28 protein-coding genes are annotated in these 26,314 nt (G+C 57.4%); 27 read left to right on the forward strand and 1 reads right to left on the reverse strand.

The genetic code is table 11. The annotated features are described in order from the left end of the window. The first annotated feature begins 99 nt into the window (after positions 1–99). From flgB to ABJ205_RS00460, 15 genes are read left to right on the forward strand one after another with little or no spacing between them, the layout of a single operon-like run. The gene (gene flgB / locus ABJ205_RS00390; RefSeq protein ID WP_348159582.1) at positions 100–453 is read left to right on the forward strand and encodes a flagellar basal body rod protein FlgB; all 354 of its coding nucleotides are present in this window, start codon (positions 100–102) and stop codon (positions 451–453) included. Between the two features lie 15 nt (positions 454–468). Continuing rightward, positions 469–879, forward strand: coding sequence for a flagellar basal body rod protein FlgC (gene flgC / locus ABJ205_RS00395; protein ID WP_348159413.1), 411 nt, complete (start codon positions 469–471; stop codon positions 877–879). Positions 880–881: 2 nt separating this feature from the next. Next, entirely contained in the window at positions 882–1,298 is a 417-nt protein-coding gene (locus ABJ205_RS00400) for a flagellar hook capping FlgD N-terminal domain-containing protein (RefSeq protein ID WP_348159414.1), read from the forward strand. 30 nt (positions 1,299–1,328) lie between these two features. Then, entirely contained in the window at positions 1,329–2,141 is an 813-nt protein-coding gene (locus ABJ205_RS00405) for a flagellar hook basal-body protein (RefSeq protein ID WP_348159415.1), read from the forward strand. 24 nt (positions 2,142–2,165) lie between these two features. Further along, entirely contained in the window at positions 2,166–2,927 is a 762-nt protein-coding gene (gene flgF / locus ABJ205_RS00410; RefSeq protein WP_348159416.1) for a flagellar basal body rod protein FlgF, read from the forward strand. Positions 2,928–2,957: 30 nt separating this feature from the next. Continuing rightward, the gene (flgG, locus tag ABJ205_RS00415; RefSeq protein ID WP_348159417.1) at positions 2,958–3,749 is read left to right on the forward strand and encodes a flagellar basal-body rod protein FlgG; all 792 of its coding nucleotides are present in this window, start codon (positions 2,958–2,960) and stop codon (positions 3,747–3,749) included. Positions 3,750–3,765: 16 nt separating this feature from the next. Further along, positions 3,766–4,446 (forward strand): flagellar basal body L-ring protein FlgH, encoded by a 681-nt coding sequence (locus ABJ205_RS00420; RefSeq protein WP_348159418.1) that lies wholly within the window; start codon positions 3,766–3,768, stop codon positions 4,444–4,446. 14 nt (positions 4,447–4,460) lie between these two features. Beyond that, positions 4,461–5,564, forward strand: a complete 1,104-nt coding sequence (locus ABJ205_RS00425; RefSeq protein ID WP_348159420.1) for a flagellar basal body P-ring protein FlgI — start codon at positions 4,461–4,463, stop codon at positions 5,562–5,564. Then, entirely contained in the window at positions 5,561–5,872 is a 312-nt protein-coding gene (locus ABJ205_RS00430; protein ID WP_348159422.1) for a rod-binding protein, read from the forward strand. Before ABJ205_RS00425 ends, ABJ205_RS00430 begins: the two co-directional genes overlap by 4 nt. Then, entirely contained in the window at positions 5,872–7,230 is a 1,359-nt protein-coding gene (locus ABJ205_RS00435; RefSeq protein ID WP_348159424.1) for a flagellar basal body rod C-terminal domain-containing protein, read from the forward strand. Before ABJ205_RS00430 ends, ABJ205_RS00435 begins: the two co-directional genes overlap by 1 nt. After that, positions 7,230–8,147 (forward strand): hypothetical protein, encoded by a 918-nt coding sequence (locus ABJ205_RS00440; protein ID WP_348159425.1) that lies wholly within the window; start codon positions 7,230–7,232, stop codon positions 8,145–8,147. The genes ABJ205_RS00435 and ABJ205_RS00440 overlap by 1 nt, the downstream gene beginning before the upstream one ends. 50 nt (positions 8,148–8,197) lie before the next feature. Further along, positions 8,198–9,061: a flagellar motor stator protein MotA gene (gene motA, locus ABJ205_RS00445; RefSeq protein WP_348159426.1), complete on the forward strand. Its 864-nt coding sequence runs from the start codon at positions 8,198–8,200 to the stop codon at positions 9,059–9,061. A 13-nt stretch (positions 9,062–9,074) separates the two neighbouring features. Next, positions 9,075–10,079: a flagellar motor protein MotB gene (locus ABJ205_RS00450; protein ID WP_348159427.1), complete on the forward strand. Its 1,005-nt coding sequence runs from the start codon at positions 9,075–9,077 to the stop codon at positions 10,077–10,079. A gap of 50 nt (positions 10,080–10,129) precedes the next feature. Beyond that, positions 10,130–12,694 carry an HAD family hydrolase gene (locus tag ABJ205_RS00455; protein WP_348159428.1) on the forward strand — a complete coding sequence of 855 codons (2,565 nt, stop codon included), beginning with the start codon at positions 10,130–10,132 and terminating at the stop codon, positions 12,692–12,694. Next, positions 12,691–13,509 carry a class I SAM-dependent methyltransferase gene (locus ABJ205_RS00460; protein ID WP_348159430.1) on the forward strand — a complete coding sequence of 273 codons (819 nt, stop codon included), beginning with the start codon at positions 12,691–12,693 and terminating at the stop codon, positions 13,507–13,509. Before ABJ205_RS00455 ends, ABJ205_RS00460 begins: the two co-directional genes overlap by 4 nt. Before the next feature lie 103 nt (positions 13,510–13,612). Here the strand turns inward: ABJ205_RS00460 and ABJ205_RS00465 are convergent, their stop codons facing one another. Next, the gene (locus ABJ205_RS00465; protein WP_348159431.1) at positions 13,613–14,431 is read right to left on the reverse strand and encodes a flagellin; all 819 of its coding nucleotides are present in this window, start codon (positions 14,429–14,431) and stop codon (positions 13,613–13,615) included. A gap of 403 nt (positions 14,432–14,834) precedes the next feature. Here ABJ205_RS00465 and ABJ205_RS00470 point away from each other — a divergent pair, with 403 nt between their 5' ends. The 12 genes from ABJ205_RS00470 to ABJ205_RS00525 all read left to right on the forward strand — a co-directional run bounded on the left by ABJ205_RS00470 (position 14,835) and on the right by ABJ205_RS00525 (position 26,265). Continuing rightward, complete coding sequence (locus ABJ205_RS00470; RefSeq protein ID WP_348159433.1) at positions 14,835–16,205, forward strand: sigma 54-interacting transcriptional regulator; 1,371 nt, start codon at positions 14,835–14,837, stop codon at positions 16,203–16,205. Beyond that, positions 16,202–16,561, forward strand: a complete 360-nt coding sequence (gene fliE / locus ABJ205_RS00475; protein ID WP_348159434.1) for a flagellar hook-basal body complex protein FliE — start codon at positions 16,202–16,204, stop codon at positions 16,559–16,561. The genes ABJ205_RS00470 and fliE overlap by 4 nt, the downstream gene beginning before the upstream one ends. A 50-nt stretch (positions 16,562–16,611) precedes the next feature. Next, a complete protein-coding gene (fliF, locus tag ABJ205_RS00480) occupies positions 16,612–18,330 on the forward strand; it encodes a flagellar basal-body MS-ring/collar protein FliF (RefSeq protein WP_348159435.1) in 1,719 nt (572 codons plus the stop codon). Next, positions 18,330–19,379 (forward strand): FliG C-terminal domain-containing protein, encoded by a 1,050-nt coding sequence (locus ABJ205_RS00485; RefSeq protein WP_348159437.1) that lies wholly within the window; start codon positions 18,330–18,332, stop codon positions 19,377–19,379. The genes fliF and ABJ205_RS00485 overlap by 1 nt, the downstream gene beginning before the upstream one ends. After that, entirely contained in the window at positions 19,363–20,247 is an 885-nt protein-coding gene (locus tag ABJ205_RS00490; RefSeq protein WP_348159438.1) for a FliH/SctL family protein, read from the forward strand. Before ABJ205_RS00485 ends, ABJ205_RS00490 begins: the two co-directional genes overlap by 17 nt. Before the next feature lie 6 nt (positions 20,248–20,253). After that, entirely contained in the window at positions 20,254–21,621 is a 1,368-nt protein-coding gene (locus ABJ205_RS00495; protein WP_348159440.1) for a FliI/YscN family ATPase, read from the forward strand. Continuing rightward, positions 21,614–22,072, forward strand: coding sequence for a hypothetical protein (locus tag ABJ205_RS00500; RefSeq protein ID WP_348159442.1), 459 nt, complete (start codon positions 21,614–21,616; stop codon positions 22,070–22,072). The genes ABJ205_RS00495 and ABJ205_RS00500 overlap by 8 nt, the downstream gene beginning before the upstream one ends. Before the next feature lie 84 nt (positions 22,073–22,156). After that, entirely contained in the window at positions 22,157–23,944 is a 1,788-nt protein-coding gene (locus ABJ205_RS00505; RefSeq protein WP_348159444.1) for a hypothetical protein, read from the forward strand. Positions 23,945–23,979: 35 nt separating this feature from the next. Next, on the forward strand, positions 23,980–24,558 hold the full coding sequence (locus ABJ205_RS00510; RefSeq protein ID WP_348159446.1) for a flagellar basal body-associated FliL family protein: 579 nt from the start codon (positions 23,980–23,982) through the stop codon (positions 24,556–24,558). Further along, positions 24,555–25,502 (forward strand): FliM/FliN family flagellar motor switch protein, encoded by a 948-nt coding sequence (locus ABJ205_RS00515; RefSeq protein ID WP_348159448.1) that lies wholly within the window; start codon positions 24,555–24,557, stop codon positions 25,500–25,502. The genes ABJ205_RS00510 and ABJ205_RS00515 overlap by 4 nt, the downstream gene beginning before the upstream one ends. Beyond that, a complete protein-coding gene (locus tag ABJ205_RS00520; protein WP_348159450.1) occupies positions 25,499–25,966 on the forward strand; it encodes a FliM/FliN family flagellar motor switch protein in 468 nt (155 codons plus the stop codon). Before ABJ205_RS00515 ends, ABJ205_RS00520 begins: the two co-directional genes overlap by 4 nt. Continuing rightward, a complete protein-coding gene (locus ABJ205_RS00525; protein WP_348159452.1) occupies positions 25,963–26,265 on the forward strand; it encodes a flagellar biogenesis protein in 303 nt (100 codons plus the stop codon). Before ABJ205_RS00520 ends, ABJ205_RS00525 begins: the two co-directional genes overlap by 4 nt. Positions 26,266–26,314: the final 49 nt, after the last annotated feature.

Below are 26,314 nucleotides of genomic sequence, written 5' to 3' on the forward strand. Positions count from 1 at the left end.
TTGCCCGTTTGTGGCCGGCAATACCGCGCGAAACTGGGTTTGGCACGCTTAGTGCAAAACAAGCTTCACACGAGTTAGCCCCAACGACGAGGCTTGATGATGAGCGATACAATCTTCGGAATACACGGCGCCGCGCTTGAATTACGGTCACAGCGTATGCGGGTGATCGCGTCCAATATCGCGAATGCGGCGACGCCGGGATACAAAGCGCGCGACGTTGACTTCGCTGCAGGATTGGAAGCCAAGCTTTCGGCAAGTGCTGGCGATCCGTCTGCCCCGGCTGAGCCCGATCTTTTATACCGCCAAACCGTCATGCCTTCGCTTGATGGCAACACGGTTGAGCTTGGCCGCGAACAGATTGCTTTTGCGGAAAACGCGCTGGCCTATTCGGCGACGCTCGAATTTGTGAAGGGCAAGGTGAACGCGATCACTCGGGCCCTCAAAGGCGAATAAGCGAGGTGATTGACCATGCCTGATAACCGCCCGCCCACTCTGTTCAGCCTCGCTGAAGGCGCAATGTCTGCGCAGCTTGTGCGGATCAATGCCGCGACATCTAACCTTGCCAACGCCAATGCGGTGTCAGGGTCCGAAGCGCAAGCTTATCGCCCGATCCGCGCCGTGTTCGAGACAGAGCTCAACAAGGTTTCGGGCATTGCAACCGTTTCATCCACGCGGCTGGTGCGCAGCGATACGATGCCAGAAGAACGCTACGACCCGACCAATGCTCTCGCCAATGACGAAGGCAAAGTGTGGGATGCGGCCGTCGATGAGACCGCCGAAATGGTCGAGATTATGGAAAGCGCACGTCAGTACCAGAACATGGTGCAAGCGCTCCAAACGGCCAAACAGCTAATGATGGATACGTTGAGGAGCAACTAGAGATGACCCCGGTTTCAACCAATGGTATCAACACCAATCAGCCAGCCGTGCTTAATGAGACGCTTGATCGGCTTAATGCGCCGAGCACAGTCGTCCAAGAAAGCGCGGCCTCACAGTTGGGCTCTGCCGATTTTTTGCGGCTGATGACCGCGCAATTGGCCAATCAGGACCCGCTTGAACCCCAAAGCAATGAGCAGATGCTGGCTCAATTGGCGCAGTTCTCTTCGCTTGAATCCAACATCGAGGGCAATTCGCGGCTTGATGATATTTCGGCCAAATTGGACGCTTTGATCGACGCGCAAACGGCGGCAGCTGAGGCCGCAGCGCAAGCAGCAGAGGCAGCCGCTGCTGCGGCGGCGAACAACGCGGCCGCCAACAATTCTGGCACCAATCCCTCAGGAACCCAAAGCGTCATTTAACCCAATTCCCCCTTTGGAAAGGAAACCCCCATGTCTTTCTTTACTTCGCTTAGCGGCATGAGAAACTCGCAGACCGATCTGGCAGTAATTTCGCATAATATCGCCAACGCCGAGACCACTGGCTTCAAAAAAAGCAACACGGCCTTTGCTGATATCGTCGCAACCGGGGGCAGCACTGACCCGCGTTTGACGCCGGGCATCGGATCATCGGTACAAGGCATCACGCAAGACTTTGCCTTGGGTTCGCTTGTGCAAACGGGCCGCGGCCTTGATTTGGCGATTAGCGGCGATGGTTTCTTCGCCACTTCAAATGTGGCGACGGGTGACCTGACATTCACGCGCAATGGCGCGCTCGAAGTGCAGGCTGATGGCGGTTTGGTGGATTCCAGTGGTGAACTTGTTCAAGGGTTTGCCGTCGATGCGACTGGCGTGCCGACATCTACTGTGCCTGCTTCGATCAATATTCCCACGGCCAATGCTGCCGGATCTGGCCTATCGAATGTCTCGGTCAACGCGCAAGGCTTGGTGAGTGCGTCATATTCCGACGGAACCAGTGAACCCGTAGCGCAAATTGCACTCGCTTCCTTCCCAGCTACAGGCGGTCTTCGTTCTATTGGCCAAACCAAATGGGAAGCCACGGCTGAATCCGGCCCGGTCCAATATGGCAATCCGGGGCAAGGCAATTTCGGACAGATCCGCAATGGCACTTTGGAACGTTCAAATGTGGATTTGGCTGAAGAGATGGTCGGGCTTCTAACCGCTCAACGAAACTTCCAGGCGAACGCACGGGCGCTTGATACGGCCACCGCGATTTCTCAGATCGTTCTCAACCTTCAGAGCTAATCTTGTGAGGCTAGGAGGTAAGCCATGGATCGTCTGATCTACACTGCAATGACCGGCATGGACGCGGCGATGAACCGCCAACGGATGACCGCGAACAATCTCGCCAATGCGAACACTCCGGGCTTTCGTCAGGAAGTGTTCTCCGTGACTTCTGCCACGGTCACAGACCCGTCGCGCAGCAATGCGCTTGGGTTAGAAGCGCGGGCGATGGCGCGGGGCTTCGTGCGCAATGCCGATATGGCGCAAGGCAGTGTGACACCGACCGGCCAGCCCTTGGATATTGCGGTAGAAGGCGATGGTTTGATTGCCTTTCAGGCTCCCGATGGCGGCGAGGTGTATTCACGACGCGGCGATATGCGGGTGTCGCCCACCGGGGTTCTTGAGAATGGCGAAGGGCTTCCTGTCCTTGGCGAGACGGGCGCGCCAATTACGGTCCCTGCTGGCTTTCAGATCAGGATTTCAGGTGATGGTTCGGTGCTTGGCGCTGACCCTGCTGCGCCGGATCAACCGGCCGCCGCCATCGACAAAATCAAGCTGGTTTCGGCCGAAGGAAGCCCGCTTGTCAAAGGTATCGATAGCTTTTTGAAAGTCCCCGGCGGCGGCGCGTTACCTGCCGATCCCACTGCCAATGTTACCCCCGGTGCACTTGAACAATCCAACGTCAACACTGCCGAGGCGCTCGTTGAAATGATCGATGCACAGCGCGCCTTTGAACAGCGGGCCCGCATTATCCAAACCGCTGGCGAGCTCGACGAATCCAGCTCTAGCCTTCTCACGATGCGCTGATCTGGGCGCTGAAATTAAGGACCATTAGAAATGCCCACATCAGCTCTCCACGTCGCCAAAACTGGCCTTGAAGCGCAAGATGCCCGGATGCGGGTAATCGCCAACAATTTGGCGAATATCGGAACCTCGGGTTTCAAACGCGACCGGGTTGATTTTGCAACGCTCGCCTATCAAGAAAAGCGTGTCGCAGGTCAGCAATCGACCAGTCAGACGGCTTTTGCTTTGGGGTTAAATCTTGGCACGGGTGTGCAGGTCATGGGTACCAGCCGAATACAAAGCCAAGGCACGCTGAACCAGACGGGCAATACTTTGGATGTGGCAATGGATGGGCCGGGTTTCTTCCAAGTGGAAGTGCCGCCCAACGGTCAGATCGGATACACGCGTGCCGGCAATTTCAGCCTCTCTGCGCAAGGCAATCTTGTTACCGCTCAAGGCTTTCAACTCTCTCCACCCATTCAGGTCCCACAAGGCGCGCGCAGCATCCAGATTGCGCCCGATGGCACGGTTAGCGCGGCGCAGGACGGTCAAGCCGCGCCCGTTCAATTGGGGCAACTTCAGATCGCAAACTTTATCAATCCAGCAGGTCTTCAGGCAATCGGAGACAACTTCCTTGTCGAAACGGCTGCCAGTGGTCCTGCCGATGTAGGGGCCGCGGGAACATTTGGGCGCGGCAATATCCGCCAAGGCATGCTTGAAGGTTCCAACGTCAATGTGGTCGAGGAGCTCGTCGAGATGATCGAGGCCCAGCGTGCCTACGAGATCAACAGCCGCATGGTGAGCGCGGTTGATGAGATGCTGCGCAACGCAGGACAAACACTCTAATTTTGGGGCAATTGCCATGCAGGTTTTTCGGGTTTTTTCCATCGGCCTTTGTGCCCTGTCTTTGTCAGCCTGCATGTCAGGTGGTTTCAAGCGAGAGGTTGGTTTTTACGCCCCGCCGCCGCCCATCGCGCCTGCCCAAGTGGCGGGTTCCGATATGGGTACTAAGGGGGCGATCTATCAGGCTGCTCAAGGCTATGCGGCTCTGGTCGTGGGGACCCGTGCGCGCACGCTTGGCGATATGCTCACGATCACTCTGGTGGAGAGCACCAGCACATCGAAAAGCACCAATAGTGCAACTGATCGCGACGGTTCCATTGGCCTGATCCCGCCGACTGCTGGCCCGCTTGCCTTTCTCAATCCCAATTCCGTTGCCAGCAGCGGGCAAAGCTCTTTTGCAGGTAATGGAAGCGCGTCTCAACAAAGCCAGATGAATGGTCTCGTCTCAGTCACGATCGCGGCGGTTTATCCTAATGGCACCGCCGAAGTTGTAGGCGAGAAACAGATGGCACTAAGCCAAGGGGATGAATGGGTTCAGTTTGCAGGGCGCATCCGCCTTGTCGATATCGACAGCGACAACACCCTACCCTCGTCACGCGTGGCCAATGCGCGGATCATTTACACCGGCAAAGGCGCCGTTCAACAGGCAAGCCGCCCCGGCTGGCTTCAGCGCTTTTTCAGCACAATTTCACCGTTCTAAGGAGGACAGCCGCGATGTCGCTTTCCCGAATCTGTGCCACCTTTATCGTAGTTTTGTTGGCGATAATGCCAGCCAATGCGCATGCGGAACGGATCCGCGATCTGGGCCAGTTTGAAGGGCTTCGTGCCAACCAATTGACCGGATATGGCATAGTTGTTGGCCTTCAGGGGACTGGCGATGATAACCTTGAATATGTCCGCGAGGCGATGCGCGGTGTTTCGGGCCGTTTGGGCCTGCAATTGCCGCCGGGCGTCAGCCCCAATCTGCGCAACGCAGCGGCCGTTATAATTACCGCCGAATTGCCCGCTTTTTCAAAGCCAGGCCAACGCATCGACATCACTGTATCAACCCTGGGCCAGGCGCGCTCCCTTCGCGGGGGCGCGCTTGTGCTCGCGCCGCTTTATGGAGCGGACGGTCAAATTTATGCGATGGCACAAGGCAATGTGGCCGTCGGCGGCCTTGGTGTTTCCGGGCGCGATGGCTCTCAGGTGTCGGTCAATGTCTCCACCGTTGGCCGCATTGCCGATGGCGCAACCGTTGAGAAAGGCGTTGCGACAGGTTTCGACCGCGAAGGCACTTTGCGATTTAACCTTCATCAAGCCGACTTCCTAACCGCTGCGCGGGTCCGTGATGCGGTGAATGGGATGTATCCGGGCATAGCAAAAGTTGCCGATGGCGTGAGCATCGAATTGGCGCTGCCGTTTGGCAATGATGAACGTTCCGCCGCGCTTGCTGCGATTGAAATGCTCCCTGTAACGCCTGCCCCAGTTGCGGCGAAGGTGATCATCAATTCGCGCACGGGAACCGTTGTTATCAATGAAGCGGTGCGCCTTGCCCCTGCCGCGATCAGTCACGGCAAGCTTGTCATCCGCATCGACGAAAACCCCACCGTCGTGCAGCCCGCACCCTTCGCCAATGGTGAAACTGCTATTGAAGAAGACACGCAGATCACCATCGAAGAGGCGGATAGCCGGGTGGCGCTGTTCCCTGGGGCGGCCAATCTCAACGAAATAGTTGATGCATTGAACCTGCTCGGCGTTCAGGCATCCGACCTTGTCGTGATCCTTGAAAGCATGAAGCAAGCAGGCGCACTCCAAGCCGAAATGGTGATCTTGTGATTGGCCCGCTTGATGGTCACTTGGGTGCCGCCGCGATGGCGAAGCCTGAACCCCTCACCCCCGAGCAACAAGAGCTTCGCGAGGCGGCGCAAGGGTTTGAGGCAATCATGATCCGCAAGTTCCTTGAGGCTGCGCGTGAGACACCTTTTACAGAGGATACACCGCTCACAGGGGGCGGGATGAAGCAATATAAGACCATGCGTGATGAACACTTTGCCGACATAGCCGTATCGAATGGCGGATTAGGGTTTGCACGGAGTATCGAGGAACAGCTTGCTCAATTCATCTCTGTCAAAAGGGATGAGTAATGCCCATCGATCTTATATCTATCGGCCAAAGCGGGGCCCGAGCAGCGCGCGCCAGCATTGAGGTGACAGCGCAGAACATCGCCAATGCGGCCAACCCCGACTACGTCCGGCGAAGCTTGCAGTTGGAAGAGTTTGTTGGCTCTGCCGTCATCGACTTTTCGACCAGCGATGCGCTTTCTGGTGTACGCATTGGCGGAATTGTCCGCCCTGACAATCAACTCCTTCAATCGCGAGCCCGCGACAGTTTGGCCGATGTGCAGCGCGCGGACACCGATATCGCGGCACTTCGGGATGCAGAGCTTGGGATTGAGCAATCCGGCCTGTTCAGGGGGCTCGTTGAATTTGAAGCCTCGCTAACCGTGCTTGAAAGCGATCCCACGGATCCCGCGCTACGGACCGGAGCGGTCGAAACCGCAAGACAGCTTTCGGTCACATTCCAATCGGCACAGCTCGGCATCACCAATGCGCGCGATCTGGCGCAGGATGCAGTTGGCGTCGGCACAGACCAAGCAAATGCGGCCGCGACCGAGCTTGCCCGGATCAACCGCGAGCTTGTGAATGTAAGGCCGGGCTCTGCCTCTCAAGCAAACCTGTTTGACGCGCGCGATGCAGCTTTGCGCGATATCTCGGAAGAATTCAGCCTTGCGGTGGAGTTTGACGCGCGCGGCGCGGCCTCCGTTCGCCTTGTAACAACACCTGCGCCTGCGGGCGAAGTTGGTCCCGTCCTGGTTGATGGTCCCGCTAGCAATGCGATCACATCCACGATTGCTGCTGATGGCACCGCGTCGTTCGCGCTTGATGGTCTTACCTTCACCCCTGTGAGCGGTGCACAAGCCGGCCGCGTGTCGGCCTTGAATGATCTAAGGGACCGGGCGGACACATTGGATGCAATTGCGTTGTCGACGATCACGCGGGCCAACTCCGCTCAGGCCAATGGGGCATCGCTTGACGGGACACCGGGGCAGCCGCTGTTTGCCGGGACCAATGCCAGCGACATTCAGATGGTTTTGGCAAGTGGCGACCAATTGGCGCTTGCGCCGCTCGGCTCACCTGCAGGAAGCCGGGACACCACAAACCTATCGAGTTTGGTTGCCGCAATAGGCGCAGATGACGGGCCGATTGCCGAAACAGATCGAATGCTCTTATCGCTTTCCAGCCGCATTTCGAGCCTCGAAAACACACGCGAAGGTTTGTCGATTATCGCAGGAAGCGCGGCAGCCGAATTGCTCAGTGAGACAGGCGTTGACCTTGACCAAGAGGCCGCGGCTCTCATCCGTTTGCAACAGGCGTTTGAGGCAAACAGCCGGATCATTGAGGTCGCGGGCGAAATCTTTGACACAATTCTGGGGCTCAACTGATGAGCTTTGTCAGCAATTCGACCGGCGCCTTCTTTGAGCGGTCTCTGGGTGAGCTTTCGGCCCTTCGCGAGAGCGCTGAGACCTTTCAGACTCAAATTTCCACTGGCGTTCGCATCCAACGCGGATCGGAAGATCCCGTTGCCGCCTCGCGTTTGCGGGCGCTCACCCGGCTCGAAGTGCGCGGCGAAACCGAAGAAGAGAACGCGGCGCGCCTGCGTCAGGATTTGGAAGAGACATCGGGCCAGATCACCGGCGTGGTCGAGCTTATCCAGCGTGCGCGCGAACTTGCGGTACAGGCGGCAAGCGATACGCAAGGCGAAAACGGCCGTGCGGCGATTGCCGATGAATTGGAGCAGATGGCCGATGAGCTTTTCACGCGCTCCAACGCCATTTCGATCACAGGCGCGCCGTTGTTCGCTGGAACAGCTGGGGCGCCTGCCTTTACGCGGGCACCTGATGGTTCGGTGACTTACATTGGCAATGGGCAGGTTGGCACAGTACCGGTCGCACCCGGTACCGACATCGAGCGCGGAGTTACAGGCGACCAATTGTTCGAATTTGAGGTGGCCGGTACTCCGACCAGCAGCTTTGAAGTGTTCACCCAGCTCGCAAGCGACCTTCGCGGGGGCTCTGCCGATCCACAAGCCGCCGCACAAACTGCCTTAGCAGGGATCGACGAAGCGCTTAACGCGGCCAATCGCAATCAAACCATTGTCGGCACAAGGGCGGCATGGGTCGAGGCCATTGAAGATGATCAGGCCGAACGCGCGATCAACGTTGCCGAGAAACGCTCAGAAATTGGCGACACCAATATCGCCGATGTGATCGTGCGTTTGCAGCAGACTTTGACCGCATTGGAAGCCAGCCAAACCACTTTCACGCGGGTTAGTAATTTGACCCTCTTCAACGCGATCTAATCCGCGCCGTTCTTCAGGCAGCTACGGCGTAACATAAGGAAACCACCAAAGTGTTTGCAGGGATTGGCATCGTTGTTCTCTTAATTATGGTCTTTGGCGGCTACACGCTTGCAGGCGGCGCTATGGGTCCGATCATTAAAGCCTTGCCGCTTGAGATGATGATGATCGGCGGCGCGGCAATTGGCGCGACTTTGATCGGCAATTCTATGCATGAAATCAAACTGCTTGGCGGCGGCTTCGGCAAGGTTTTTAAAGGTCCCCAATATTCCGATCAGGACCATATTGATGCCATTGCCTTGACCAGCAAGCTAATGAAATTGCTGCGCTCCGAAGGGGCAGTGGCGCTTGAGTCGCATGTAACAGAACCGTCAACCTCTGCGATTTTCAGCGAGTATCCAAAACTGCAAAGCGATCCGGTGGTATCGGGCCTAATCTGTGATCCGCTTACCCTTATGGTGGTCTCGTCCGGCACGCTCGACACCAATGCGGTGGAGGATGTGATCGACAATGCAATCAAGACACAGGCGCATGAGCTTGAAGAACCGCAACACGCCATCCAAGGTCTTGCCGATGCGTTCCCGGCACTTGGCATTGTTGCTGCGGTCTTAGGCGTGATTAAGACGATGGGTTCGATCAACGAACCACCTGAGATATTGGGCGGGATGATCGGCGGCGCGCTGGTGGGGACGTTCCTTGGAATTTTCCTTGCCTATGGTCTTGCAGGTCCCATGGCGAGCCGGGTGAAACAGGTCATCACACACGACATGCAAATCTATCACTCGATCAAGCAGGTGATCGTTGCCAGCCTTCATGGCCACCCACAGCCGCTCGTCCTTGAGGCTGCGCGATCGGGCCTTCCGCCTGCACACAGGCCTAAGCTCACCGATCTTCTCGACATGATGCGCGGTAAGTGAGGGGGCACGGTACATGGCCGATGACAGCGCTCCAGCAGGGGAAGCATTAGCTCCGATAATCGTCAAGAAAATCACCATCGAAGAAGGCGGTCACCACGGCGGCGCTTGGAAGGTTGCCTATGCCGATTTCGTGACGGCGATGATGGCGTTCTTTTTGCTGCTTTGGCTCTTAGGGGCGACAGAGGAAAACCAACGCAAAGGGCTCGCCGACTATTTCTCGCCCACTCTTGTTAAGACGCGCCAGCAATCGGCCGGCTCTGCCAATGGCATGCTGGGCGGCAGTTCGTTGACCGATGTCGACAATTACCCCAACGCCATGGGCCAAACCGGAACGCGCACGATCACTGTGCCGCGCGCCACCACGGGGGGTCCCAAAGAGGGCGGGCACGAAGGGCAATTTGATGAAAAGAAGTTGGCGGAGATCAAGAAGGAAATCTCCGAAGAACTGGCGCAGAACAAAGAACTTTCCGAATATGCCAAACAGGTCCGTGTTAGGCGCGCCGAAGATGGCATTCGGATTGATCTTGTAGATGACGCCAATTTCTCAATGTTTGCATTGGGAACGACGATCCTAACTCCGGAAGCACGCAAGATCATTGAGGTGATCGGCCAGATTGTCGCGGATGAAAGCCAGCCATTGATCCTGCGCGGACACACCGACTCTTTGCCATGGCGCGATGGAGTTCAGGCGAACAATTGGTCGCTTTCCGCTGGCCGTGCAGAGGCCACGCGCCAACAATTGATTCGCAGCGGCATATCGCCTGTGCGCTTTGCCCGGATCGAAGGGGTTGCCGAAACTGAGCCCCTGATCGCTGATAATCCAGCCGATCCGCGCAATCGGCGTATCTCATTGCTGCTGCTGCAAGAGGGGCAAGGGAACGCCAATAACAGGCGCGGGCCCAGAATTGTTGGGCCCAGAATTGTTGGGCCCAAAGATGAAGGGTCCGGGGTTGTGGAGGAAGGGACTCCGCAAATGACCTTAAGCGAAACCTCTGAAGGCGGCGCTCTAATACCGTAAACCACGAGCATTTACCTTTCGAGACTGCCACCCATTGGGAGATCCGAGAGATGCCACAGACCAAACCCGCGCCCACCCCGCAATCACAGACCGCTACCCCAAGTTACGCAATTCTTCCGCATGAACTGCCCTCGGCGCTGGGCCGGGTCGGCGAGGGGATCAAAGTGCTTTCCCTTGATTGTTTCGACACACTTCTATGGCGCGATTGCCATTCACCAAGCGATCTGTTTGCAGCCCTGCCTGACTTGTCTGTCGGCCAGCGGATCGTTGGAGAGCAGATGGCCCGGAAAGCCGAGGCGACTTTAAAGCAGCGCACAGAAGTTGGGATTGAGGCGATCTATGAACATGCCATGCCCGGCGCAGATGTAGCGGTGCGTTCCGAAGCCGTTATGCGCGAATTGGATACCGAGGCACGCAATTGCTTTGCCTTTGCCCCAACGGTTGAACTGATGCGCAATGCGAAGGCGCATGGGCATAAGGTTGTCATAGTCTCCGACACCTATTTGAGCGCTCGTCAACTCCAAAAGCTTATCGAAAGTGCCGCGGGGATGCAGGTGGCCGAGTTGATCGACAGGGTCTTTGTTTCGTCCGAAGCAGGCATCTCTAAATCGCAAGGGCTTTTACAAAAGGTGATGAAGACCCTTAAAGTTAGGCCCTCTCAGGTGCTTCACATCGGAGACAATCGTACCGCCGATTTCGAAGCCTCTCGCGCGCTTGGCGTGCCTGCTCTACACCTTGTCCAATTCAGCGAAACCGCGAAGCAGCGCCTGCGATTGGAACGCGCGTGCCAGCAATTGGTGGGAGATGCCCAAGACCGGCCCAGGGATGAGGCGCGGGGGCTCATGCCGCACCGTAATGTGTTGGCTAGTGAGGAACCCAAAGCCACAGGGCGCGAGACGGCGTTGGGCATGACCGTATTGGGTCCCGTGTTTCATGCTTTCGATCAATGGCTTCGCGCCGAAGCAGAGGCATTGGAAAAGGAACGCGGAGGACGGGTTCACTGGCTCTTCATGCTGCGCGATGGGTATCTGCCGCATAGGGTGCACGAAGTCGGCGGCACGGCGCCGAGCACCGCCTTGGTTGAGATTAGCCGCTTTGTCGCGGTCGCGGCCTCGCTCACTACGAAGGAGGCCTACACTAAATATTTCGCAACTGAATTGGGCCGTAAACCGTCAACGCTTGCGCGCCAGATGCTTTTTACTGAGGATGAAATCATTCAGATCGTGGGTGTCGATGCAACCGACCATGACATGCTCGAGGGCAGTCATAGGCTGGCTGACGAACTCAAGAAAGGTCGGCGACAGAAGATCATCCGGCGCCGTGCGCGCGAAAGAGCCGACCGCCTGATTGCCCATGTGCGTGACCGCGTCAATCCAGAGGCCGGTGACACGCTTATGTTGGTCGATCTTGGTTATAATGGGTCAGTACAAAGCCATTTGGATGGACTTTTGACCAAGGCATTCAATTGCCATGTCGCGGGCCGCTATTTGCTCTTGCGAGAGTTGGCGGCGACGGGTCTTGATAAGCGGGGCTTCATCAATGAGCGGCAATATGATTTGGATTTGATCGATGCTTTGTGCAGCAATGTTGCCGTCCTTGAACAATTGGCGACCTGTGAGCTTGGGTCGGTAAAAGACTTCACACCAGAAGGCGAACCGATCCGTGAAGAGGTGGGTGTCAAAGGCGCGCAAAGCGAGGTGCGCGGCAAAGTGCAGGCGGGCGTCTTGCGTTACGTCAAAGCGGTGCAGACCATGCCCGCCATTCGCCAGGAATGCTCTCATGCTGCCCGCGCTCTTTGTTCCGGCGCCTTGGGCGTGTTGTCGCGTTTTATGTTCCTGCCCCAAGCTGGCGAGCTTGGCGTGCTCAAGGCGTTTGAGCATGACGTGAATTTGGGCTCTGAACGCATGGTGCCTTTGTTCGATAAGGCCCTTGCGAAAGAGAGCCTTAAACGGCGCGGCCTGTTCTATATGAAGGGATCGCAGCGCATGTTCCTGCCTGCAGAGCTCGAAGGGGAGGACATCAACTCCAGGCTCTCCCTAATGGTGCAAAAGCGCTTTGGCCTTGGCCTGACCTATAGCGACACTTCGCAAGGCTCGATTGCCATACCGGCCTTTTTCATGGGCAGAACCGACAGCGCACAAAGCACCGTTCACGCACAGCCAACCCACGAAGGATTTTACAGCGCGCGGGTCCCAATTCCTGCTGGAGTGGAGAGTATCGCGCTCACAATCGGGTCGGTTTTCGAGTGGTTTGAGCTTGGAAGTATCTGCATCTCCAGCATCGATTCATTGAAAGGCGAGAACGAAAGCGAAGAACGTATAGAGGAGATTAGTGCGCAATTTGACGGTCTGAAGGCCCATGCGCCCGGCATTCTCGAATGCACCGAGACGGCGGCATTTCTGCTGGTCAAGGCACCGCATCAAAGTGATGAGAGCGCGACCGAAAAGGTTGGGCCCAAAATGATCGAAATTGTGATGCGCCCACTTATCCGTAGAAAGACACACACTCACGGCGTTGCACACCCTGTTTCTGCGCCGCAAGTTTCCGACCCCTTGATCAAGCGACAGGCCGCAGAGCCCGCACTCCTAATTTCGCAGCGGGAGGCTGCGCTATGAGTGAGCTATTGATCCATTCCATGTCGGAGTTTTCAAGCTTGATCTTGCCCTGCCTCGATCATGCAAAAACCAAGAATATCGCAGAAATCGGCAGCGAGTTTGGCGGTATGTCGAAGCTTTTGACACAGCATGCCGGGAAGGCGGGAGGAACGCTGACGTGCATCGATCCAGAACCCGCCGATGGCTTTGCCGATTGGGCTAGAGCGCAGGGCAATGTGAAACATATTGGTCTGCCCTCGCTCGATGCATTGCAAGATGGGGTAGAGCCTGTCGATGCATGGTTTGTCGATGGCGATCACAACTATTACACCGTCTATCACGAGCTTACCGCGATTGACCGGGTACAGCGCGATGCGGGCAAGCCCTTGCTTGCTTTCATGCATGACGTGTCTTGGCCGTGCGCGCGGCGTGATTTCTACTATGCGCCCGACCGTGTGCCGCCGGGGTGGCGGCACCCTCACAGCTATGATCACGGGGTGCGCCTTGGCGAAGATGGCGTGTTCGCGGGGCGCGGCCTTCGCGGCATGGGTTCTTTTGCTGTGGCTTTACAGGCGGGCGGAGAGCGCAACGGCGTACTGACCGCGGTTGAGGATTTCTTGAAAGAGGCTGATACAGAAGAACGCCCACTATTCTACGTCCATGTGCCGGCGGTCTTGGGCCTTGGGATCATTTTTGATGCGAATGCGGATTGGTCGGGCGCATTGGCTGAGTTTCTCCTTCCCTTTCACGCCAATCCATTGATTGCACGCTTGGAGGAAAACCGCCTGCGCAATTGGCTCGAAGTGGTTGATTATCAGGATAAGGCCGCGTCTTAGTTTGCGTGTCTTATGCCGCAAGAAACACGAAAAACCCGGAGCCCTTATCGGAACCCCGGGTTTCCTTGCCACCCCGGTGGGGAGCTTTGTGTCAGATATTGCCTTAACGCAGGAGCGATAGGACGTTCTGTTGCGATTGGTTCGCCTGAGAAAGCATCGCGGTTGATGCCTGTCCCAAGATCTGAGCCTTGGCCAATGCGGTGGTCTCCTGGCTAAAGTCAGTGTCTTCAATCCGAGAGCGAGCATCTGCCAAATTGGTCGATGTCGTGGTCAAGTTGTTAATCGCGCTTTCAAGACGGTTTTGACCCGCACCGAGCGATGAACGCGTGGTGTTCACAGCCTGGAGACCAGCATCCACATTGGTGATGGCGGTCGCCGCATTGGCTGCTGAACTTACATCAAGGCCAGCGGCGTCAAGGTTGGAATCGTCGATTGCAGTGCTGGTGAGCGTGATCGAGCGGCCAGCGTCGATCTGAATGTTCACCGATACATCGCTACCGCTGGTAGTGCTGAAGACAGATACGCCGTTAAATTCGGTGTTCGTCAAAATGTCGTCAATCTGTGAAGCCAGTTCGGTCACCTCTGTGTCGAGGAAGCCGCGGTCGACGTCATCGAGTGTGCCGTTTTGTGATTGAACGGCAAGCTCTCGAACACGCTGAAGCATGTTGGAGACTTCTTCCAATGAACCTTCGGCCGTTTGTGCAAGCGCAATACCGTCCGACGCATTTCGCACACCCTGGTTAAGAGCGCGAATGTCGCTGGTAAAGCCGGTTGCGATCGACAGGCCAGCCGCATCGTCAGCCGCGCTGTTGATGCGGCTACCGGTCGATAGACGCTCCATCGATTTGCCGAGCATTTCATTGGCTTCTGCGCTAGCGTTAGATGCGCGCAGTGCCGAGATATTGGTGTTGATTACAGACATGGGTCTTACTCCCGTTTTCCAAGTGCAAGTTGTTGGAACAGAGCAGCCTGATGCCGCAGCTGTCGAAGCTAAGACCGGACATTGCTGAAAATGTTTAAGTGAAAAAATGAGAGGCCCTGTTCGAACGGCGCATTCGGCCGCTGAGCATGGAGCGAGTTTCCTGTCCTTTTTTGCCGCTCTTTTGCCGCCTCTTGCCGCATTTCCGTTCGCAGCATGGCAGTTTTTGCGAAGAAAGACTCGCTCGCGGGCTTGCGCGCAGCTGTGCTTTTCCAAGGGCTTGGAGGCAAAATAGTAGAGTCCCCTAAGTGCGCCTACGAGTGCTTAAATTTGCTCTATCTTGTCCGCCCGGGCGGCAAATCCTTTCCACCAGCAATCAAACGGCAAAAGCCAAGCGAGTGGAATAATGCAGGCTCACAAAAGCAGCCTTTCTTCGAAACATGAGGGTGAGCGGGGACAACCGCAAAGCGGGGGGGCAAAACATGCAAGCTTGATTGATCCCACTGTGCCTTTGCTGGCGCAAAACTGGCTGCAAGATCGGTTGGTTCTTGGAAATAACGGCCAGTTCGGACGTTCTACCCCAAGCCAAGCCGCATTGCGTACTCGCAGCGACCGGGTTGCAGTTGATCTTTGTAAGCTGCCCGACGGCGGCGTCCCTGCCCTTACCCGGATTAGCGATGGTAAGATCAACCTTCGCTACAATGATGCATCCCTCGATGAAGCCCGTGCGGCGTTGATCGCCAGCGCTTCGCATGGGGGTTGGCCAATTGCACGCGATACGCAAAGCTTGGCGCTCCTCACTTTAAGCGAACGGATCGCGGCAAGCGAAATTCCGGTCCTTCTCGAAGGCCCCACTGGTACAGGCAAGGAAGTCTTTGCCCGCTTCGTTCACAAGATGAGCAAGCGTTCGAGTGGTCCTTTTGTTGCGGTCAACTGCGCAGCCATGCCCGAAGCGATGCTCGAAGGCTTGTTGTTCGGCCACCGCAAGGGAGCATTTACAGGAGCAGGAGAGGCGCGCGAAGGGCTTTTTCGGGCGGCAGATGGGGGCACGCTGCTGCTCGATGAGCTCGGTGAGTTGCCGATTGCGCTGCAAGCAAAGCTCTTGCGCACCTTGCAAGAAGGCGAGGTGCTCCCCCTTGGCGCGACTAAGCCGGTAAAAGTCGATGTGCGCATCGTTGCCGCCACAAACCGCACGTTGTCGCAGGAAGTGACCGCCGGACGGTTTCGCGAAGATCTTTATTATAGGCTCAACGTCTTTCCCTTGATCCTGCCTCCATTGTGCGAACGGGTTGACGATATTGCGCCTTTGGCTTTTGGTATGGTGCTGCGCCACGGGGCGAGCCGCGCGTTGCCAAGTTGGGTGTCGAGCGGCGCGATTGCGCGGCTTGAGGAACACGGTTGGCCCGGAAATGTGCGGGAGCTTGAAAATGTAATCCGCCGCGCGATCCTTTTGGCGGGCGACGGCGCGGTGATCGAAACCGAGCATGTCGTTTTCGATCAGGTGCCTTCTCCGCTTGCCCGTCCGCTTCTCGCAAGTGCGCCAGGAGAAGAAGCCACCGTGGTCAGGTCCAGCGCATTGACTACTCCTACCAGCGCCTCCTCGCTTTCCGATGTTGCGTTTCAGTCTGAAGCACAGGCGATATTGCGCGCCTTGGATGACCATGGCGGCCACCGCGCTAGGACTGCGGCAAGCCTTGGCATATCAGAGCGCACGCTGCGTTATCGCCTCGCATCTATGCGCGAAAACGGGCTCTTGAAAACGGGAGCTGAAGCATGAAAGTTGGGGGCACAGCAGGCGGCATTCAGCAAGTGATGGCTTTGCGCCAAGAAATCCTCGCGCGCAGTCAAGCGCTGCAAGAAGTGCGCGGCACTGGGGACGCGCAGAAACCTGCAAGCGGGGCGACAGGTCAGGTCGCAGGCTTTGCCGATACGCTACAAAACGCGATGCAGGACGTAAGTGCAGTACAAAAACGCTCTGGTGATATGCAGGCAGCCTATGAACGCGGCGAGGTCACCGATGTCGCAAAGGTCATGCTTGCGCGCCAAGAAGCCGGCGTTGCTTTTGAAGCGACCATTCAGGTGCGCAACAAGCTTTTGTCAGCCTATCAAGACATTCTGCGGATGGGGAGCTGAGCTAGGTGGCTGAGATGAGTGTTCCTGTCCCTGCGCAAGGTGCAATACCCATGGGTAACCCCGCCGCCGGCGCTGCGAACGGCGGAGCCTGGCGCGCGCAATTGAGCGCCTTCACCAATCAACCTGCTTTCAAGCGGGCGCTGCCTGGGCTTATTGGCCTTGGGGCGGTGGCAGCGATTGCGGCGGTCTATCTGGCGATCTCGTCCCCGCCCCAACGCATCCTTTATTCCAACCTCAATGACACAGAGCGTGCGCAGGTTGTGCAGCTGCTCGAGGCAGGCGGGATTGGCTATAATATTGATCCCAATACCGGCATTCTAACGGTTGCTGAAACCGATCTTCAACCGGCCAAGATGCTTCTCGCAGGAGAGGGCGGAATCGCAGCGCCATTGGGGGCAAGCGAAATGCTCGATTCCATCCCTTTGGGTTCAAGCAGAACGCTTGAAGGTGAACGTATGCGCCTTGCACGCGAACGCGAACTTACATTGACCATTCGCGAAATCGACGCGGTGGAGAACGTACGTGTTCACCTCGCCACGCCGGAACGTTCGGTGTTCGTGCGCGAGAACAATCCGCCCAGTGCCAGCGTGATGTTGCGCCTTGCGAGTGGCCGTTCGCTTGCCCAAAGTCAGGTGGAAGCGATCGTCAATCTGGTCTCTGGTTCTGTTCCTGGCATGACCCCGGATACTGTGCGTGTGGTGGACCAAAACGGACGCCTACTCTCCGCCGTGCGCGAGGATTCGCTCGACGGATTGCTACTACAGCGCGAGTTCGAGGCCAAATTGCAAGAGCAGGTCGCCAGCCTTCTCACGCCGCTTTTGGGTGAGGGCAATTTCTCAAGCCAAGTGCAGGCCGAATTGGTGCGCGAGGAAGTGACTTCAGCGCGCGAAAGCTACGATCAGGATGGCGCGGTACGTTCAGAAAGTGAGCGGAACTCCACACGGATTGCGCAGAGCGGTCCCGGCGGTATCCCGGGGGCTGCTACGAACACGCCGCCCGACGATCCCGAACTTGTCGAAGGCGCACCTAATCCAGAAGCGGAGGCAGGCGCAGATGCGCAAACACCGCGCGACACCGAAAGCGCGTTCCAACGCAATTACGAGCTTGGCCGCGAGGTCGCTGTAACATCTGCCGGCCCCGGCGGCCTTGTGAAACTGTCAGTTGCGATTGCAGTCAGCGAAGCAGCTTTGGAGGCTGCGGCCCCGATGACCGCTGAACAGTTGCAAACATTGGTGAGCGCAGCTGTTGGCGCAGATGATGCACGCGGAGATCAAGTTCAGGTTGTCGTTGGCGCTTTTGACAGCACCGAAATGCCGATGCCCGCGTTCTACGAGCAAGCTTGGTTCGCACAGCTATTGCGGATTGTTGCGGCGCTCATCGCGGTGCTTTTGGTCCTGCTTTTGGCTGTGCGTCCTCTTATCGAGGCCGCCAAAGGGCCTGAAGAAGACAAGACCAAGAAGGGTAAGAAAGCAAAAGGCGGCGATCAGGCGGAGCTCGAAGATCAGGCTGAGGACAGCAACTTGATCACAAAGGCCGGTGAAGGCCCGGGCCACGCGGCCTTGGATGATGATGGGACAAGCACCCTGAAAGCCGAAGTCCTTGTCGAGGTCGAAGACGCTGGGCTTACTCCAGAGCAGATGTTCAACAAGCGTATTGAAACCGCCCGCCAACTGGCTTTGGCACAACCAGAACGCACCGTCGAAGTGCTTAAGCGGATGATCGATGAGCCCGAAGAATTGCCCGAAGATGCCGAAGAGGAGGCATCGTAATGGAAAACCATGATGCCCAACACGAGGATGGCGAACTGTTCGAAGCTTCGCCACGGTCAATCCTCACCCGCGTTCAACGTGTTGCGATCTTCTTGATGTTGCTCGACGACGAAGAGGCGGCCGCTCTTATGGGGCGGATGGATCCTGATGAGCTCGAACTTATTGGTGCCACGATGCTTGAGGTGGGCGAGATAAAGCGCGAAATGATGAACGAAGCGCTCGAGGATTTCGTGAGCGAAAGCGCCAGCGACCGCATGCCTGTGCCTGATCGCAAAATACAAGTGCGCGAAATGATGGAGCGTTCTCTTGGCCCGACAAAGGCAGAGAGCATGATGCTCAAACTCGATCCAGAACCGGGTCCCCGAAGCCTTGAAATGGCACGTTGGCTTGCGCCATCTGTATTGCTTCAATTGGTCGAGGATGAACACCCACAAGTTATCGCAGCCCTCCTTCTCATGCTGGAACCGGTGCCCGCCGCAGAGGTTCTTTCAAACCTGCCTGCAACGATCCAATCGGTGGTGGTTGAAAAGGTCGCCACAATGGGGCCGGTGTCCCAGCAAGCGATCGACATGATCGACAAGCTCTTGTCACAGCGCATTGGCGCAAGCTTTGGTCCGGCCGCGCTTACCATTGGCGGGGCGAAAGACGCGGCCGCCCTTATCAATGCGGGCGCTGGCGACCTCAAGGGCTCTATCCTGCCTGCCATTGCCCAGCGCAATGCGCCGCTCGCTGAACGCATTGAAGAAGAGCTATTCACGTTTGAAATGCTCCTTGAACTCGATGCCAAGACGATGGGCCGCGTCCTGCGTGATGTCGACAGCGATGCACTTATCGATGCACTTAAAGGCATTGAAGAGGACGAGCGCGATGTGTTTTTCCGCTGCATGTCCTCGCGCGCCGCCGATGGCATCAAAGACGAGATCGAAATGCGTCAGCGGCTGAGCAAGAAGGACGTCGAAGACGCGCAGCGCACAATCGTTCAGCTCGCTCGCCAGCTTGCTGAGCAAGGCGAGATCGACCTTGGAGGCGGGGATGGCGAATTCATATAATGCACCCTCCTCAGATTGGTTGGGCCCCCTGCTTGAACGGCCAAAACAGGAAGACGGTGACGATGCAGGTGTTCAAAGTAGCGGCTGGCTTTCTGAGCTGATCGGACCTTCTGATTGCGGGTCTACCCAAGGCGGGCAAATTAGGTTTGTTCAGGGGTTGCCGTTTGGCCGTCCCCCCCGCGTGCCCGCTCCGACATTCGATCCAGTGTGCGCGGATCGGCGCGAACCGGACCTTGCCGATGCCGCACATGAGATGCTCGGCGATGATTTGGTTGATATTCTTCGCGACGCTTTGGGCGAAAATGGGCAAGCAGAGGTGGGCGCATCCTTATCCGAGCATGAAACACAAACCCACCCTGAAGCCGAACCCCAAATCGGACCTGTTTCCGACCCTATTGCCGAGGCATTTGAGCGCGGAGAGGCTGCGGGAAAGATGGCCGCGGGAAAGATGGCTGCGGACGCAGAACACGGGCGCCAGGCGGCGCTTAAGCTGAACCTAAGGCAGGCTTTTCGCGCGCTCGATCAAGCGGGAATGGATGCGTTAGCAGGCGAGCTAGGTGAGACTGTCATATCCCTGTGCGCCCAAACCATGGCCGAATTCACCCCTGATCCCGGTGCGCTCCATGCACGCTGTCTTAAGGCGGCCGAGCGGTTAGGCTCAGGCGCGGGTAGGGCAACGCTATACCTGCACCCTGACGATCTGCGTTTGATTGACGAAGGGGGACTTGGCCACTGGACCATGGTTGGTGATCCCACTGCTGAGCGAGGCGGGTTGAAGTTCGAGGGTGAGGATGGCTCTGTCAGCGATAGACCATCGGATTGGCGGTGCGCGATTGCGGCGGCCATCAGGGGGCGAGGAGAAGGATAGCACTCGATGCTTGCCGAACTCCAAATCGAACTTGCCCGGCACCGCTCGGCCAAAGTGGAGGCTGGACCTGTGCTTTGCGGCAAGGTTGTCGCCTGCGATGGCGGATTGATCGAGGTTTCCGGCCTTCCGCTTCCGATTGGTTCGCTTGGGGTGATCGCTGGTGATGACGGCGGCTCCTACGATGACCAAGCTTTGGCCGAAGTTATCGGGTTTCGCGGCGGGCATTCGCTGATGATGCTTTTGGGCGACACCCAGATGCTGCGCCCGCAATCAGCTGTGCGCGCTGTAGGGATGCCGGGCATGGTGCGCGTTGGCGAGGCCTTATTGGGCCGCGCGGTCGATGGTCTTGGCGCACCGATAGATGGCGGGCCGGCAATAGAATTGAGCCAAAGTTGGCCATTGGGAGGCAGGCGCGAAAGCGCTCTTGAACGCGCGCCAGTGACAAAGCCGTTCGATTGCGGAGTGCGTGCGATTAACGCCTTGACCACAATGGGCCGAGGGCAAAGGGTGGGCGTGATCGCGGGCTCGGGGGTCGGTAAATCGGTGCTGCTCGACACTATTGCCGGTGAGGCTGAGACCGATATCACCGTGGTCGCAATGATCGGAGAGCGCGCGCGTGAAGTGTCCGATTTTGTCCTGCGCCATATGACCGATGCACGGCGCGGCCGGATGGTGGTTGTCGCCGTTCCTGCCGATCACGCACCCAATCTGCGCCTGCGCGCAGCGCAATATGCAAGTTCTATTGCGGAGTATTTTCGGGGCCAAGGTAAGAGTGTGATGCTCGTGCTCGATAGCCTAACCCGTGTGGCCCATGCCGCGCGCGAATTGGCTTTGCTTTTAGGAGAGCCCGGCGCCGCACGCGGTTATCCGCCTTCTGCTTTGGCCGCGATTACGCGGCTGGTGGAGCGCGCGGGCAATTCGGCCGCGTCTGGCGGCTCCATCACTGGGGTCTATACCGTGCTTGCAGATGGGGATGATATGAATGATCCGGTCGTTGATACGGCTCGCGCGATCCTTGATGGGCATATCCTCCTATCGCGTGACCTTGCACAGCGCGGCCACTATCCAGCGATTGATGTACCCGCATCTTTAAGCCGGGTGATGGACGCGGTGGTGGCCCCGGAAATTGTCGAGGCAGCAAGAGGCCTTCGCTCGCTTATCTCAGCGCGCGAGGACAACCGCGATCTGGTTATGATGGGGGCGTACCGTGAGGGATCCGACCCGGCATTGGATAGCGCGCTGGAACATTCCCGCACCATCGATGACTTTCTGACACAAGCTCGCGGACAGGCCTTTGGGTTTGACGAGAGTTTGAACGCGCTGCTTGCTTTGAGCCGGCAAACGCAAAGCGTAGGCGCTTCGCACAATGCGTGAAGACAAACGTCTTAATATCGCCAAAAGGCAATTGGCATTGGCCCAAATTGCAAGGCGAGAGGCGCGCTTTGCTTTGGCCAATGCTTTGGCCGAAGAGGAGCGCAGCGGGCAAATTCATGCACGCGCGCAAGACCTTTTGAACGAATATACAAAGCGTGCATCGCAAGGTGATGCTTCATTGCTCAGCCAGACCTTGCAGGCAAATCTGACCTTTGTTCGCTCGCTTCAAGTGATGGCTGAAGATGCGCAAGGGGCGCATAGTGATGCAAAAGACCAAGCACAATGGCAGATGCGCGCGCTTGCTGCGGCTGAAACCCGCATGGATACGCATGAAGGTCGGGTGACTGATGAAAAGCGCGCTATGGCTGATCTGAAATCTAGGCGGGATATTCCGCCTGAATTGGCGGGCTTGGTTGGGCTGGCACGCAAGTTGCAAAACCCAAAACGATGAAAGTCACCAATTGGGTGAGGCTGGCGCGTTTCGGCGCATTGGCCAAGCCTGCCTCTTTGCAACCCCAGCCCATGGACAAAAGCCTTGATCTCTTTGCCATCAGATTTCACCTCTGCGCCCGTTCTTCCCGCGTCTGGAACTGCTCCTAAAGAGCTGATCACAAAGACTAATTTCCCGCGCTTGCTGGATGGGATTGAGGCAAGCGACGCGACGTCAAAAGAGGGGCTGGCCCAAGATGGCTTTGATCTGGAACTTGGGGCGCAAAAAAGCGCTGGTGAGCCGATCGAAATTCAAGCTGCGACACAGCAACATTCCGGCAAGTTCCTTCCCCAATCCGGCACAACCTTGCCGCTTAGCAAGGACGCGCCGCTTAATCAGGATTGGCCGGTGCTTGGGGAACAAGACCTTGAATTTCCAGCGCGCGAAAGTCCTTTTGGCGTAGATCAAGGTTTGATCGGCCCGAACGCGTTCCTTGCAACGCCATTGCAAGGACAAGAGGCTAGCAGGGTCAAGTCCTCGTCATTGGATGTATATTCTTCCGATATTCGCTTCGCCGAGGAAGTGATTGCCCAGCCAAAACCGGGGACGCCTGTTCAGGCGAGCGCAGAGGCGCAGCCGCAAAGCGTCGGCATGACGGGGCCGGATGGCCATGCAGTGCCGCCGAACTCGGTCGAGCCGGTCGAAATCGCGCCTCCGTCCAATCGTGATGCGCGCGCAGAGAGCCCGCCTGTCGATCCTGCCCAGCCCCAAAACGCAATACGTACCGAAGCGGCTGCGCTCATGGATAATGGTGCGCGCCGGTTGAAAACCGCGCCGGATACGGGACCGAGCGCCGAACCAAGGGTCGCGGCGCAATCAAATGAGAAGCTCCATCAGGCTGAGGTTCCGGATGCTCCCTCTAACTCTGCTGCTGCACTAGCCACCCAATCCGCCAGCCAAGCAAACCTCGTCGCCAATCCAGAGGCACCGCAAGGGCGTTTCGTCCAAGGGCGCGCAAATGGTGCGGGTGATAATTTGAGGGTGCAAACTATCCCCAAGATCGCTCTCCTATCCAATGCTTCGCAGGAATTGATCCAGGGAGCAAACGTCGATCCGTTGCAACTGGCTGTGTTGAATGTAGGCGGGCCTGATGCCGGCCTCGACCTTGATCCTGATCGTCCAAAGGCGCCGTTCCCCGCAGCGGCATCTAACGTAGCCCAGAGTTCAGGTCAGACGCTGTCTCAGGCGCAGCCACCCGTGCACAGTCAAGCTGACACATCTGCGCTGCAAACACTAACCTCTCAGCTCCAAGCCAACGCCGCACCCCCGCCTGTGCCAACAAACACGCCTGCTCCAATCGTTGATGCAGGCGCACCGAAGGCCGCGCAGCAGCTTGAGAACGCTATCGAACAGCTCGCCGAAACCCGCAGCGCGGCGCAGGCAAACAAGCCAGAGCTCACCGTTCGTCACCAAGAATTTGGTGCGATCACCATGCGGCTTGAGACGACTGCGGGCGATTTGCGTGCCACGCTTTCCGCGCGCGATCCCGGTTTTGTACCCGCAATCCAAGCCGCGCTTGCTGAACGCAGCGTAGCAGCGAGCAGCGAAACAGCGGGCGGCAATGCGAATAGGAGCAATGATCAAGCCGGTTCGAACTCCCAGTCCCAAACCGCTCACCAATCCAGCACGTCTGGCGGGGCGAGTGGTCAAAGTCATGGTCAGGGGTGGAGTTTTGGAGGGACCTACGGGTCTTCCACGGGGTCAGGTCAAGGAACGTCTCAACCATACTCGGGGCAAACCGAAGGCCGAGACGAAGAATCTGGTTCAGATCCCAGCAACCGCAGGTTGATCGGCGGCGATGGGCCAGAAGGTGAGGGTGAGATTTTCGCCTGAACTGTCCCACTACCGAAACAGGGAAATGACCCACGATGGCTGACGCAAAACCAGAAGATGAAGACGACGGCAAGAAGGGCGGCGGCCCAATGAAGATGATCATTGGGATCGTCGTTGCGCTTGGTGTGGGGGCGGGCGGTGCTTATGGCGTTTTTGCTGCAGGCCTGATTGGTGATGGGGGCGAGAGCGGTCCAAATCATCCCGAATTGGTGCGCAAAGGCGAGGCAGACCCGTATCCGGGGCCCGGCGACGCTGATGATGCAGGCGCGATGGTTCACGGCGAAGGCGGCAGTGAATTTCGCACCGCCTATTACACGTTCGAAGACAGCTTCACTTCCAATTTGGCGGATTCAAGCGGGCTTATTCAAGTGGAATTGGCCGCCTCGACCCAGCGCGACGGGCGCGTTTTGCAATGGGTTCACAATCATCAATTGGCGATCCGGTCCGCCTTGCTCGTCCAGCTTGCATCTACCAGCGAACAAGATCTCTACACGGTTGAAGGCAAGGAAGCTTTGGCAAAGCGTCTTACCAAAGCCATCAACACTGTGCTGGAGGAAAAAGAGGGTTTTGGCGGCGTCGAAAATGTCCACTTCAAAGGGCTTCTTGTCCAATGAATATGGCCGGGACCTTTGCGGATGACTTTGCCTTTGCACGCCCAATTGCACGGCATTGTAATGAACTGACTTGGCGCGGCCCGCGCCCCGGCGAACGCGACGGTGTGATCGCGGCATGGACGCGCGACCTTTCTAGCGAATTGTCGCAGGAGCTTGGGCAAATCCTTCAAGGCGACAAGCTCGAAGTGAAGATCAATGCCCCGCAAGTGATGATTGGAAGCAAAGTGTTCGAGACAATCGGACCTGTCGCCGTCAACTGCCTGCTGCGCATTGGTTCGGGCGATCAGACGGCATTGCTCAGCCTCGATTACCCCACCGCAATTGCACTTACCGATAGTTCCTTTGGCGGCGATGGTTCGCTGCCTACCAAGGCGCCTGCCCAATTGCCGCGGTCGGCAGGCCTTCTCGTTGAGCAATTGGGAGCCCAGATCGCGCAAGCCATCGATATGGTACGCGGCACAGGAGAGCCAGCGCAAGGCGATGTTTTGGTGCGCAGTGAAAACGTCGCACGGCTAAAACCATTTAGCGGCGAGGCAGAGATTTCGGTTTTAGAGATGACTGCGTCCCATGGGACAAATGTCGAATGGCAGATGCTGTTGGCACTTCCCTCTGAACGACTTGAAGAATTGTTGCCTCAATCCAATTCGACCCGGTCTTCATCCGAAGAAACAAGCTCAAAAGGCGGTGATCCTTACAACTTCCTGCCGTTGTCGGTTGAGGCGGTTTTGAGCGAAGTTGAAATGCCCTTAGCGCGTTTGCAGAACCTATCCCCTGGCGATGAGGTCGCACTTCATATCCCGCGCGAATTGCCGCTTAGGATTGGCGCAGATGTCTTTGCCTACGGAACGCCGGGCACACAGGAAAACCAAATGGCGCTGCGCCTAACAAGCGTACCACACCGGGGCCTAGGGCCAGCGGCAAAGCCTATGGAGAGCGGATCATGAGCGCGCTAAGCCACACACTCAACCCGGCATTACAACGCTTGGGTGGAGTTTCAGTTCGCCTTTCGGTTGAGCTTGGCCGAACTCAAATGGCGCTGAAGGACGTGCTGTCCCTCGCCGAGGCGAGCGTTGTAACACTCGACAGGCTCACCGATGAACTGCTCGACATCACCGCGAATGGTCAAGTGATCGCGCATGGCGAAGTCATCGCGCAAGATGGCAAATTTGCCCTGCGCATTGTCAGCCTAGCGGGCGGAGATGAACCTGTAGTTTCACCGCCCAAAACCAAGCCGAGCAGCGGGCCCATGCCAGATGTCTCTGCTCAAAATACTCCGACTGCACCCGAAGTACCGCCACCAACAGCGCCGCGTTCGGATAGCGCTGAGGGCGATACTCAGCTTGATGCGTCCGGTGAACCTTCCTCACCTTCTGACGAACCCGCGCTCCAGCAAGACGACGCCCAATGATGGCTGACTATCTCATGCGATTGGCGCTGCTTATCCCGCTTTTGGGATTGATGATTTGGGGCAGTTTGAAGCTCACCCGTTATTTACAAACACGCCTCGTCGGCATGGGCAGCGGATCGGGATCGCTTGAGCTGGTGGAAACGAGCCTGCTTGCCCCCGGTCTCAAACTGGCTGTGGTGCGCTTTCACGGGCGCGAAATCCTGCTTGGATGTTCGCGAAATGGGATTGTGCGGCTGGGCGAAGCACACGCGGTTGAGCGGTGTGAATTCCAAGGCTCTGCGCAAAAGGCGGAGATCTAGCCATGCGCGCTTTCACTCGTATCTCGGGGTTTTTGGGTGTTGCTGCGTT

It is taken from the genome of Erythrobacter sp. (genome assembly GCF_039988855.1).
GTDB lineage: Bacteria > Pseudomonadota > Alphaproteobacteria > Sphingomonadales > Sphingomonadaceae > Erythrobacter.